10 protein-coding genes are annotated in these 12,869 nt (G+C 44.9%); 3 read left to right on the top strand and 7 right to left on the bottom strand.

The window, feature by feature from the left end:
* Positions 1 to 160: 160 nt before the first annotated feature.
* The gene (locus EWV66_RS23965; RefSeq protein WP_502705676.1) at positions 161 to 259 is read left to right on the top strand and encodes a DUF3082 domain-containing protein; all 99 of its coding nucleotides are present in this window, start codon (positions 161 to 163) and stop codon (positions 257 to 259) included.
* A 143-nt stretch (positions 260 to 402) separates the two neighbouring features.
* Here EWV66_RS23965 and EWV66_RS02515 read toward each other — a convergent pair whose 3' ends face one another.
* The 5 genes from EWV66_RS02515 to hslO form a co-directional block, all read right to left on the bottom strand.
* Complete coding sequence (locus EWV66_RS02515) at positions 403 to 2,052, bottom strand: alpha/beta hydrolase (RefSeq protein ID WP_072926844.1); 1,650 nt, start codon at positions 2,050 to 2,052, stop codon at positions 403 to 405.
* 323 nt (positions 2,053 to 2,375) lie between these two features.
* Complete coding sequence (locus tag EWV66_RS02510) at positions 2,376 to 4,019, bottom strand: Ppx/GppA phosphatase family protein (RefSeq protein ID WP_052275925.1); 1,644 nt, start codon at positions 4,017 to 4,019, stop codon at positions 2,376 to 2,378.
* A 110-nt stretch (positions 4,020 to 4,129) separates the two neighbouring features.
* On the bottom strand, positions 4,130 to 5,341 hold the full coding sequence (locus tag EWV66_RS02505; protein WP_249264936.1) for a pentapeptide repeat-containing protein: 1,212 nt from the start codon (positions 5,339 to 5,341) through the stop codon (positions 4,130 to 4,132).
* 637 nt (positions 5,342 to 5,978) lie between these two features.
* Positions 5,979 to 7,934 (bottom strand): BAR domain-containing protein, encoded by a 1,956-nt coding sequence (locus EWV66_RS02500; RefSeq protein WP_287108479.1) that lies wholly within the window; start codon positions 7,932 to 7,934, stop codon positions 5,979 to 5,981.
* 63 nt (positions 7,935 to 7,997) lie between these two features.
* Positions 7,998 to 8,912 carry an Hsp33 family molecular chaperone HslO gene (hslO, locus tag EWV66_RS02495; RefSeq protein ID WP_002759591.1) on the bottom strand — a complete coding sequence of 305 codons (915 nt, stop codon included), beginning with the start codon at positions 8,910 to 8,912 and terminating at the stop codon, positions 7,998 to 8,000.
* Between the two features lie 84 nt (positions 8,913 to 8,996).
* Here hslO and EWV66_RS02490 point away from each other — a divergent pair, with 84 nt between their 5' ends.
* Together EWV66_RS02490 and ffh are read left to right on the top strand one after the other, a co-directional pair.
* The gene (locus EWV66_RS02490) at positions 8,997 to 9,380 is read left to right on the top strand and encodes a hypothetical protein (RefSeq protein WP_002791292.1); all 384 of its coding nucleotides are present in this window, start codon (positions 8,997 to 8,999) and stop codon (positions 9,378 to 9,380) included.
* A 170-nt stretch (positions 9,381 to 9,550) separates the two neighbouring features.
* Positions 9,551 to 10,987 (top strand): signal recognition particle protein, encoded by a 1,437-nt coding sequence (gene ffh / locus EWV66_RS02485; protein WP_052275929.1) that lies wholly within the window; start codon positions 9,551 to 9,553, stop codon positions 10,985 to 10,987.
* A gap of 3 nt (positions 10,988 to 10,990) precedes the next feature.
* Here the strand turns inward: ffh and thiL are convergent, their stop codons facing one another.
* Together thiL and EWV66_RS02475 are read right to left on the bottom strand one after the other, a co-directional pair.
* Complete coding sequence (gene thiL / locus EWV66_RS02480; protein WP_072926837.1) at positions 10,991 to 11,959, bottom strand: thiamine-phosphate kinase; 969 nt, start codon at positions 11,957 to 11,959, stop codon at positions 10,991 to 10,993.
* A gap of 39 nt (positions 11,960 to 11,998) precedes the next feature.
* The gene (locus EWV66_RS02475; protein ID WP_072926834.1) at positions 11,999 to 12,670 is read right to left on the bottom strand and encodes an MBL fold metallo-hydrolase; all 672 of its coding nucleotides are present in this window, start codon (positions 12,668 to 12,670) and stop codon (positions 11,999 to 12,001) included.
* Positions 12,671 to 12,869: the final 199 nt, after the last annotated feature.

The raw sequence follows: 12,869 nt of genomic DNA, 5'->3' as shown, positions 1-12,869 counted from the left end.
TGATCAGTAAACTGATAACTGATCACTGATAACTGATCACTGATATTCAGCAAACCCTACTTAAACGCCCTCAACAAACATAAATTATGAATTATGAATTGGAAGTGGGAAGTGGGGAAGTGGGGAGCTTTTCAGTGATCAGTAAACTGATAACTGATCACTGATAACTGATATAGGAACCTTTATTTTTGCTTTTGTCACCATTGGTTTAATTCTTTTGGCTATCCAATTACTACTTAAACGCCCTCAACAAACATAAATTATGAATTATGAATTATGAATTATGAATTGGGACTAGGAGGTGGTAATTTTTTCAGTTATCAGTTAACTGATGACTGAACACTGAACACTGAACACTGAACACTGATAACTGATAACTGATAACTGATAACTGATAACTGATTAACGGACATTTTGAGCGATAAAATCTTCGATTAGCTGTTCTAAAGCGGCCGAGGAGGCGCGGGTAATCAGAAAACATCGAAACTCCTGGCCTTGACTGAGATATTGGGAATAGGCCGCCTGTAAAAAAGGTTTATAGCCGGAGTTTTTGCGAATATACACCTCAAAAAAGGCCAAAGATAGGGAATGGGCGTAACTATCGATCAGATATGGTGCTGGCAGGGTAAGATCGGCTATGGATTCGATCGCTTCGTTAATTCCCGCATCTAGTACCGAAAAATCGACGTGAGCTTGACCTTCAATCAGAGCTAAATATTTATTTTCGGTGTTGAGCAGGGGAAAAGAGCGCACCTGTTCAAAAATAGCGGGGGTAGCGGGATCGTAGGTTCCTGCCGCTACAAAAGTGGGAATTTCGATCTTAGCCAGTCCTTTAGCCCCAAAAATACTCCAATTAAACGGATTAACCGCAAAAATCGCTTTGATTCTCGGATCGCGAAAATTGTATTCTTCTCGGGGTAAATCCAAAGCACGACACTGCAGCAAGAGGGAGACATTGAGAAAAGCTAATCTTCTTTGACAGTCCCGTTGTAAATTCTCGAAATCGATCGTCGCTCCACCCACCGCTAAGGCTGTATAACCGCCGAAGGAATGTCCACCAACTCCCACATTATCTAAATCTAATTGCCCCTGAAATTCCCCCGCGTTGCGTCTTTGTAATTCATCGATCACAAAAGATATGTCCAATGGACGATTGACAAATTCGTTGCTATAAAAAACCATCCGCGATAAACCGGCGAGTAGATTCTGTACCTGTAGGGTATCGCTGCCGGGGTGTTGGGGTATGGCGACGAGATAACCGTAACTAGCCCAATGTTCCGCTTGTCGGACAAAATCTTCAGGACGGGAAGCTAAACCGTGGGAAAAGACGATAACGGGGGTTTTCTGGGTTAATTGCCCCTTGGGTTTGACAATAATTAGATAAAGTTCCCTCTGACGACGGCTATCGGTTAAATCCAGCCGCATCTGTTCCACTTGTTGCGGTCCCGGTTGTCGGGGGTCGGTCATAGCGGTAAAATTAATTTCACCGGCCTTTTTAGCTTCTTCTAAGGATAATTGCGCCACCTTTTCTGTGAATACTGTGGTGGCTTTCAGGACGACATCGATCGCCCGAGCTAATCTTTGCACTTTTGTCACATCAATCTGCATATTAGTGGGCAGATTACGCAGCAGGCTAAGAATAGTTACCCCTTCCGGTTCAAAAGCTGATTTAATTAGGGCAGAACGCAGGGCAAATTTACCATTAATACCCCCTTGAATGGTGATCAGTTCCCCTAAGAGGTTGAGGATATCTTCCCCCATTGTGGAGTTAAAAAAGCGCGAGATCAGGACGGGATTAATTTCTTTACTTGTGGTTAAAGCTTGGCGAAATTCTTTTTGTTGTTCCGCAGTTGTATTACCTAAATATTGTCTTAGATTAGCGTCAATTCTGCCAGTTTTGGCAAACTTTTCTAGGGAACTAATTTCTAGGGTACGACTAAAGGGCGCTAAGATAAAAGTGATTCTCTCGGCCGAGAGGACAGGAAAGCTAGTCAGTATCGTTCCTAAGCAACCCAGAGCGATCAAGCGGCCAATTTTGGCTAATTGCAACAAGTTTTTCTGCTCCTTTTCTTCCTGCGTTCCTATTCCCTCTGGATTATAACAGTAACTTCGCAGTTTTTAACGTTTTTTTTGCTTGACTATCAACAAAAATTATCAATTTACCTCGATCGATAATCTTGACCTAGAACGTAGGTTGGGTTGAAGCATGAAACCCAACGCCCGATTATGTTACGCTACCGCTAACCCATCCTACAAATAATTGTGCCTACCTACTTATCAATTTACCTCGATCGATAATCTTGACCTAGAATAATAGGTAACAAGTCTCGAAAATTTCCATCTTGCCGATTTCAAGCTACTGATCGCTCATGATTTCAGGGTAAAAATGCCAAAGTTGCCACTACTTTCACCCCAAATTCTTCCTCAAAAACAGGTTTTTTATAGTCTAAACTCCATAATTCTAAAGCACAATCATCTTCAGCATTATTGGGAAAAAGATGCAGATGTAGGGTTCTATATTCGGGATCATACTTACATTCAATCTTTTTAATCGCTCCTATTTGTCGTCGATCTAAAGCCACGGCCAAGCGCAGTATAGCACTTAGATGTCTGACCATATACTGATAGTATTCCGTTAATTTCATAAAATCATCGTGTCTTTTCTTCGGTTTACTTTTGCGGTGATAACGAGCGATATTAGCGATAACTTCTAACTCTATTTCCGTATAGCCCAACAGTTCACCATTGCGAATTAAATAATAGGAATGTTTATGATGGGCAGCATGACTAACATATAAACCACTATTATGTAAAATTGCCGCCGCCCATAATAAATCTTTAGCCTCCTGATTCCAAGAATGTAATTGTGCTTGGGTTTGCTCGAACAAAGACAGGGAAAATGTCGCTATTCTCTCGGCCGATTCTAAATTAACTTGATACTTTTTCGCTATTTTCAAGACACTGCGCTGACGGATTTCACTCTGATAAAGTAACCGATTATCAATTAAACCGTGCGTCAGCATCCAATCGACGATTACCCCTTCTCGCAGGGCCCTTTCACAGAGAACTAACTTATCAACATCTAACATGGTCATCGCTTCCAAAAGCACGATCGAACCGGCTAGAATTATCTCAGCCCGTTTATCGGACATCCCCAGAATTGCCAGTCTTTGGTGATAGTCCAAAGTGGCGAAACGTTTGACTAATTCTTTGACATCTTTGCGGGTTAATTGATAGCCATTTAAAGGATTGGGAATTTCCCCTAATTTCTCCAAAGCATGGATAGTCATCAAAGTTTCGATCGTCCCAGAAGTTCCCACTAAACGCGGCACTTCTCCCAGCTGTAAATGATGTTTAATTTCCTCTACTGCCCGCTCCAACATTCCGCGGGTGTATGCCCTTAAATAGGCTAATTCTGTGGTACTAATGGGATCGGTGGTGATCAAATCTTGCGTCAAACGCACCGCGCCGATTTTGGTACTACTAAGAAAGCGAATTTCTTGACTATCGGCTAAGATTAATTCTGTGGAACCGCCACCAATATCGATAATAATATGGGCTTGGTTTTGGAAATCCATCCCCGAGACGACACCGAGATAAATCCGGCGCGCTTCCTCCTGTCCAGAGATGAGATTTACAGAAATACCGACTTCTTTCTCGATTAAAGCCAAAAATTCGTCACCATTGGCCGCTTCCCGGGTGGCGCTGGTGGCAACAGCGATAATCTGATCCGCATGGAGACTAATAGCCAGATCGTGACAGCGTTTTAAAGCGGCGATCGCTCTTTCCATGGCCGCTAGGGTTAATTTACCGGTTTTCCTATCTCGATCGCCCAGACGGACTGTATCCTTTTCTCTGGCAATAATCGTAAAAGCGGGTAAAGACGGTTCAATTTTCACCACTACCATGTGAACCGAATTCGTACCAATATCAATCGCCGCTAGGATTTGGACATCGGGGACTTTTGCCTGGGGCGCTAGTCCCCAATTGGGTGTAACTTGATTAGAAATATTCACCATCGCTTATCAGTGATCAGTTACCAGTCGGGGGATAGGTGTTAAGGCTGGTCTTATTATCCCTCTAATTGTCCGCCTCGGCGCAGCAATTTTAGCTTTGTATAGCAGTTGTCCTATTCGTCAATATACAATTTTCGCTGCTCCAGGGCCAATTGCCGGAATTCCCCTTCCCCAAATTCTCCCTCCCTGGGACGGCGCTCTCCCTCGGACTCGACTAAATAGATATAATCACAATCAACCCCTTCTAAATTGGTATTTTCGGCGATTTTCCAAGCTTCGATACAAGCGCCCGTCAGGGTGGCCCCCTGTAAATTGGCTCTCATCACGTTACTATGGGCTAAATTTGCCCCTTCTAGATTAGCGTAGGCTAAATTTGCCTCGCTCAAATTTGCCCTAGTCAGGTTGGCATTTTTGAAGTTAAACCCGTAAAGATTTAGTCCGCGAAAATTATAGCCAATATAAGCTTTATTTTCCCCTTGACCAGTAACCAGAAGATTTCTCATCGCCACTTCGGCTAAAATTGTCTTTTCCCAGCGCGCTCGCTCGATGCCCGATACCAGATAAAATCGAGTTCTAGTTAAATCTTTTGCCCTTAAATCAGTGGCTTTTAACTGCGCTCCCGTGAAATCCGCTTCTTTAAGATTTGCTCCGCAAAAATTTGTACCTTGACTGGCTAAAAAAGCAATTGCTATCGATTTCGTGATTGTTTCTCTCGATTCTTCTAGGGACAACCAGGCCAGATAAGCGGTGAATAAATTACCACAAAACCCAACAATCAAAGCTATAGAAAAAGTTACATTCATCACGGCTATTCCAGCTAATGCTCCTTGAAAAGCCAAGATAATTACTGTCAATAAAGTTAAAATTAAGCTGATGCAAATTGCTAGGATAAAACTTGTTGATTGACCAGAAATCAAGGATAAAACTAAGGGTAATCCCCCAACTCGCTGACGATAAAATCTTCCGTAAATTAGGGATAAAATCGTGATTATCACCGCAGCAATGATTTTAAATTGGCTTACATCTGTCACCAGCATTAAAGCTAGATAATAACCAGCTAATCCCCACACAAAGCCGCAGATAGCCGCTATTAACCAAGAAATTAAAATTAATTGTAGCCGACCGCGCTTTAGTAATCCTGCCCTAGCCTCGGTAAATTTAGTTCTCTCTAAAATAGCCCCTTGAAAATTAGTACCACGCAGATCTGCTTTACTAAAATTAGCCCCCGATAAATTCTGTCCCTGAAAACACTGTCCTTTTAATTTTACTCCTGTAAAATTGCGTTTCCCTTTGGCATATAAATCCAGTACCTCACTTGCTTTCATAGAAATTACGGAGGTCTGTTTTTTGCTTGATTGATTAATGTAATTCATAACACCTAAGTAAGTGGTTATAATTAAATTGAAGATTTATCCCCCCTTTATCCCCCCCCTTAATTCCTAGGGTTAATTCATGGTAGGGTTAATTCATGGTAGGGTTAATTCATGAATCAACCCTACCCTTCTATCCCTTATAGGTATCTTTCTTAACAATTTTTTCATTAAGCACTCCAACTCTTATCCTGACTTGATTTCAGTTTTTTCTTTGTCAGTAAGGGTGTCAACAAAGAATATTACAAATTGTTAACCGAGTCTTGAAAGCGTTGTGCTACAAAGGTTTGAAATGTTAAGAAAGATGTGACTAATGGACAGCCTTGATAAGGGGGGGTGTCTGATAATTTTTAACGCCTACCTACTTATTATCTTTTTAAAATTGGCTTTGGTTATTTGTTGGCAATTTATACTAAATCGGTTTTGAATAGTGCGATGAACTCCCAAGTTATGGATTGTTTCTCCCCGCTCCTCCGCCATCCTATCCCTTGTAAACAGGATTTAGTATAATACAGATTTAACTTGACAGACCCCTGGGGATGAGGGACTTTTTTTAGGGGTAATCCACGGCAAAAACAGCCCCTAAAACTGATTATTGACCCGGACTTGGTGCTTCTATCGGGGACTCTGGGGAAAGGGGAGTCGATTCAACTATTGGTGGTGGGGCCGGAGGTTGGAGAATATTGCGCCAGCCTCGTATTTGGGAGCGAGCCGAACTGTAAGCGGTACTTTCCGGGGATACGGATTCAGCAAGGCGAATAGCTTCCAGATAACTGCCATTATTAGCTTGGTCCGTGGCTAAAGACAAAAGCTGATAACTCCAACGTTCCAGCAATTCAGTCCGTTGCACACCCGCATCGGTTTTAGTGGAAATATTGGTAACTAAAGCAATCGCTCGGGTTAAACCTTCTGCGGTTCCCATCGCCGCTAATTGATTAGCCTGTTGGAGATTTTGACGGGCCCGCAACTCTCGGCGCCAACGACGGATATTTTGGGATGCTTCCGCGGAAAGAGTGCGACCAGGGGGAATTTGATTGGCAGTGTCGATCGCTGTGCTATAGTCTTTGAGATTGGCCAAAGCTTGAGCCTGATCTAAAATGGGTTGATCCTCCATGCGTTCAATCCGTACTTGCCAGTCGTCAATTTCCCGTTGGGCATCTCGGTATAAGGCCCGATTTTTACCAATAGCCTGCGCCTGAATAATAGCGTTACTGAGGGAATTAATATCGCCGGGGATAGCGATTTCCCGCGCCCGTTCTAAAATCGGCCGGTCTTCTATGACTTGTATTTGACGATTCCAAGAGCCAATTTCCTGCTGTGCTTGCGACCAGAGGGGATTATTACGGGGAACCTCGCCCGCTTTTGCGATAGCGGCGCTATACTGCCCGATTGTACCTGCTTGTGCTAAATCTCTAGCCTCGGACAGTATTTTTACATCCTGTACCTGTAACTGCCAGCGTTCCCTCATAGCTAGGGCCGTTTGATAGAGAGGTCGAGAAGCGTCGATTTGTTCTAGTCCCAGTATGCCAGCTTCTAATCCGTCCACCGTGCCAGCTTCCGCATCTAAGGCCGCTTCGGACAAGACAGACCAATCGGTGACATCTTCTTTAATTTTGAGGTCTTTGGGGGTTTGGTTAGCCAAATCCCGGAGAGCTTGCCATTGCTTCCGCTCAATTAATCTTTCGGCGTATTCTTTTAGTTTATCCTCGGTTTTCCCGATTAATTTTTGGGCCTCCTGATAGGCATAACTGCTGGCTTGAATTTTTCTAGCTTCTTCGATGACTTTCAACCAATTGTCGAGACCGCCCCGGGCAAAGAGATTAAAGGCATTATCTAATTTACTGCTATCTTCCCGGGCGACGGTAATTTTAGCGAGCGCTTCATTATATTTAACCGTTGCCCAATATTCGTTATTTAAGTTCAATAAATCCACTGCTAGGCGGAAAGATTGATTCCAGTTGGAAGCGCGGAGATTTTCCTCTAGTTTGCTTAAGATATCGTTGCCTTGCGTCCAAGTTCCTTGCCACTTAGCGATTCTTTCTTCAATAATTGCCGCTACTGCCATATTATTGGGGATTTGACGAGCTTTAGTGATCGCTTGCTCTAAATTTCCCGCTTGATAGTCTTTTTCAGCCAAATTCAGTATATCTCGCGCCCACTCTTCCACCTGTTGATTAACTTGCGATCGCAAGTGATGGTCCTCGGGTAAAGCTTCCACCAGGGCAATTGCTGCGAGTAATCCTTCCACGGTGCGACTATCGGCGGAAAGTTGAGCGCAGTAGAGACGCAGGGAGGCAGAAGCAATAGGCCAGAAGATTTTGGGGCAATTGGGCGACTTCTGCATATTTAATAACTGCCAAGTGGCGAGAAAGCCAACACCGCCAAAGACGACCACAAATAAAGCCGCCCAAACTTTCCAAGTGAAACGATGCTGGTATCGGGACCAAAAGAGAAAAAGAAAAGACTTAGTTTTCTCTGGCCAACGAGTCAGGGAGTCAATCGATTCTCGTTTGACTAGATTTTTGGTTAATTCTTTTCCTTTAAACATTCACGACTCCCTGACAGATATTTTAGATAGATTTTACCCTAAGGGCGCTCATTGCCCGACTTCTCAGCAAGATTCAGCTTGTAGAGACTCGACTAATTGGATTAATTGCGTCTCGTTGGCACTATACACTTCCTGGCAAAACTCACAGATGGCTTCCGCTTGTTTATCCTTTTCGATAATGTCTTTTAATTCATCGACCCCAAGGAATTTTAAAGCTCCTAGGGCCCGTTCAAAAGAACAATCACAATCAAAACGCAGCATCTGCACAGCTGGAAAAATTTCTAGACCCATATCTCCGAGAAGTTCCTGAAAAATATCTTCTAGACCCTTTCCTGCCCGTAAAAGAGGCGTAAATCCCGTTAATTTTCGCAATCTCGACTCTAAACGAGCCACTAAGACCTCATCCCTGGCGGCCTCTTTCGAGAGAACTTGTAATAAAATTCCCCCGGCAGCCGTTACTCCTGTGGTCGTACCGACAAAAACCCCCACTTGCAAAGCGGAGGGAATTTGTTCCGATTGGTCCAGGTAGTAGGCGATATCTTCCCCCACTTCCCCAGAAACTATCTCGACGATGCTTTCCTGAAGTTCATTTCTCTCCTCACCTTTTTCTTCCCGCAAGACTCGCACATAACCTTTGTTACCCACGGCGCGACCCACATCTAATTTACCCTGAGCATTGGGGAGTAATTCCACCTGGGGACAGTCCACATAACCCCGCACCGTGCCATCGAGTCCAGCATCAACTAAAACACCGCCTAGGGGACCGTCGCCTTTAATGCGAATATTGACCCTAGAACCGGGTTTTTTTAAACTGGAAGCCAAGAGTAAAGCCGATGCCATCGTGCGACCGAGAGCGGCAGTGGCTACGTTAGATAATTTATGTCTTTGGCGAGCTTCTTCGGTTAAACGAGTGGTAATCACTCCTACTACTCTAATTCCGCCATCGGCGGCCGTGGCGCGGATTAATTTATCTGCCATACTACTTACTGTTATCCTTGGAAAACGCTGTCCCGATTTTTAGTTATTCTTTAACTAACTTAACAAAAATTATCAGACAACAATATGTTCGGCAATTTTCAACAAAGTCAGCTGCGTATCGAAATCTCGGCCAGTGAACAGGCTATCCGGGATAGTTTGCTCAAAACTGCTCATCTCCGTCAATGGCTGTGGCCGCAAATGCTCTCGCCCAATCTACCCGATAAATTAGAGGAAGGTTTGACTTTTACCTCTTGGTTAGGTTTAATTCCCGTACAACATCAGGTTTTATTAGCCAATGACCAGTGTTTACGCTTGCTTTTGAGTCAAGGTATCGATGGCTATCACGAATGGTATTGGGGTGATGGTTGGTTACAATCGCGGTTAGAAGGCATTTCCCTCCTTCCCCTCAATCTCGGTCAGACTCTCAGTTTATTAAAATTACGACTATTTCTGAGCAATCAAAAGTAAATCGCACTTTAAAAACCCAATTATGGATTGTCTCTCCCCGCTGCTCACTCTCCTACACCGGGAGATTGGCCGCACCATGCAGGTCCGGGACTATTGACAGGCTAAGAACGGGGGTCTTCACCGGACATTTGAGATAAAATCGATCTAGTTAAAAATTTAATTCCGAAACTATGTTCGACGCACTGGCCGACCGCTTAGAAGACGCATGGAAAAAATTACGAGGTCAAGATAAAATCTCCTCGGCCAATATACAAGAAACCCTCAAAGAAGTCCGGCGGGCTTTATTAGAAGCAGATGTTAACCTACAGGTAGTCAAGGGATTTATTGCTGAGGTCGAGAAACAAGCCCTCGGCGCTGAAGTTATTTCCGGAGTCAATCCTGGCCAGCAATTTATCAAAATTGTCTATGATGAATTAGTTAAAATTATGGGGGAAAGTAACGTTCCCCTAGCTCAGGCCGATAAACCCCCCACCGTAATTTTAATGGCCGGGTTGCAAGGGACAGGAAAAACCACCGCCACCGCCAAATTAGCCCTATATCTCCGCAAACAGTCCAAAAGCTGCCTGATGGTGGCTACCGATGTTTACCGTCCGGCGGCCATTGACCAATTAATCACCCTCGGTAAACAGATAAATGTTCCCGTCTTCGAGATGGGTTCTCAGGCTAATCCCGTCGATATCGCCCGTCAAGGTGTGGAAAAAGCCAAAGAATTAGGCGTAGATACCGTTATCATCGACACCGCCGGTCGTTTGCAGATAGATACCCAGATGATGGGCCAACTAGCACAAATCAAGAAAATTGTCAACCCCGACGACACTTTATTAGTGGTGGATGCGATGACCGGTCAGGAAGCGGCCAGTCTTACCAACACTTTTCACCAACAAATCGGCATCACGGGGGCAATTCTCACCAAACTCGATGGCGATACTCGCGGCGGGGCAGCCCTATCAGTGCGGCAAATATCGGGACAACCGATTAAATTTGTTGGGGTTGGGGAAAAAGTAGAAGCTTTAGAGCCATTTTATCCCGATCGCCTCGCCAGTCGCATCCTCAATATGGGTGATGTCCTGACGCTAGTGGAAAAAGCTCAGGAACAGTTAGACCTAGAAGACGCGGCCAAAATGCAGGCCAAGATTTTAGAGGCTAAGTTTGATTTTAATGACTTCCTCAAACAGATGCGGCTGTTAAAAAATATGGGTTCCCTGGGGGGAGTCCTCAAGTTAATCCCCGGTCTGGGCAAACTGAGCGGGACAGACATCGAAAAGGGCGAAAAAGAGTTAAAACGCACGGAAGCGATGATTAATTCCATGACCACGGAGGAACGCGCTAACCCCGATTTATTGGCTAAGTCTCCTAATCGTCGTCGTCGCATTGCCAAAGGTTCGGGACATCCGGAAACAGAAGTTAGCAAACTAATTGCTAATTTCACCAGAATGCGAACGATGATGCAACAGATGGGACGGGGACAAATGCCCGCTATGCCGGGGATGCCTGGGATGGGTGGCGGAATGTTTGGGGGGGGCAATCAACCGGGGTTCCGCGGTCAAGGTGGCAGCCCGAAAAAACCGAAGAAAATCAAGAAAAAGAAAGGTTTTGGCGATTTATAGAGGCTAAAAATGTTGAAAGCCAGAGCTTAAACTGAGGTTTCTACCGTCGGCTAATTTTATCTCTTTCCCCGGGACAATTTGACCGATTATCGCCCCCTCTTCCCCCACTTGCTCCAGCAATTCTCTGGCACTGTCCGGGGGCAAACACAAAACTAACTCAAAGTCTTCACCGCCGTATAAAGCCCATTCTAGAGCTTTTTCGGCTCCTACATATTCTTTCAGGGTTGGATGCAGGGGAATACTCTCGATTTCGGCACCAACCCCACTACAGCGACAAATTTGCATGATGGCATCTGCTAACCCGTCACTGCTATCCATGCCCGCGATGGGAAATTGCTTGACAATTTTTTGTAAATGTGGTATGCAATCGAGTCTCGGTCGCGGGCGTTGATGAGCTTGGATTAATCGCTTTTTTTGGGCGGAATTTAAATTCCTCCCGGTTTCAGGGTGCAAGAGTAACTCTAATCCAGCCCGCGATAAACCGTGATAACCTGTAATAACGATACTATCGCCCACTTTTGCGTTAAAACGTCTAATTTCTTCATTTTTTGCCACTTGTCCCAGAGCAGTGATGCTGATGTTAATCTCCGTAGCCCGACAGACATCGCCACCAACGATCGCCGTCTGATATACTTGCAGACAAGAGCTAAGACCCCGATAGAGTCCTTCTAGCCAATCGATGGCTAGATCGGGAGTTAAAGCCAATCCTACCGTAATTCCCAGGGGTTCTGCCCCCATAGCCGCTAAATCGGATAAATTAGCCGCCGCCGCTCGCCAGCCCACATCTTCCGGAGAGGTAGTAAGATCGCTAAAGTGGACGTTATTGACTAAAACATCAGTGGTGACAACGAGAGAGTAACCGTCTTTGAGGGATAAAATCGCCCCATCATCACCGATAATCTCCGCAGGACAATATTTTTGCAGAATCGGTAGCAATCCCTGTTCACCTAAGTCTTTAACGGTTAAATTCATGATGTTTGAGAATTGAACGATGCAGCTTCTAAAAAGTCTTTAGTTAAGAGGATTGGCGCTGATTTTTTCGTAGGCGCGATCGATAATTCCCCGACCGCGCAAAAAGCCGGTATTAGCTCCAGGACAAAGATAGGAGAGGGTTTCCGGACTAAAACGGTCTAAAATGGCCTTTTGCGATCGCAATTGCCGCGGCCAGTGGAAAGTTTTCGCGGTCTGTAGAGGTTGCGGTTGACCCTTGGTGTCGGGGAGAAGATGACGACCGGTAAATAAAACCCCCCCGTGACGGTTCCAGTAGAGACAGGAGGAACCGGGAGAATGGCCTGGAGTCCAAAAACCGCTACAAGTGGGAGATAACTGGATTTGCTGCTGAAAAACGGTAATTTGACGGTGAGGAAGCAGATAGGCTTCCTGTTCCTGTAGAATAATCTCACAATCAAGCCAACTTTGCAGAGAATCGCTCTGTTTACCCTGACCCCCGCGATGGGTAAAAAATAAGTAACGGACTCCCTTTTCTCGGAGAAAATCCCGCTCGCTCTCGTCACAGCCAGGACAATCCACCAGAATATTGCCAGTATTTTCTACAATAAGATAAGAGGTTCCCCCTAGGGTTTCCCGATTAGGCGAGAAAGCGTATAAACCTTCTAGAATTAATCGAGGGGGTTTTGTGGTTTTGCTAACCTCTAAAGGAGACGATTCGGTTTCCGATCGCATGGTTTGCCTATCCAAATCACAATCAATGCGGTTTATAACTTAGCACGATCGGTCACTAACCCAGCCATAAAAGGGACGGAGCTTGCCTAAACCAATTTAGGCGCCGCAAGTAGAGACTACCGCATCGAGACACAATCTGGCACAGACCTCCGAATACTTCCCTAGTTCGGATTCCCTCTAAGCTTTATTGGTAAAGCGT

It is taken from the genome of Microcystis sp. M_OC_Ca_00000000_C217Col (assembly GCF_007095585.1).
Classification (GTDB): domain Bacteria; phylum Cyanobacteriota; class Cyanobacteriia; order Cyanobacteriales; family Microcystaceae; genus Microcystis; species Microcystis panniformis.
This window is presented reverse-complemented; position numbering and strand designations above follow the sequence as displayed.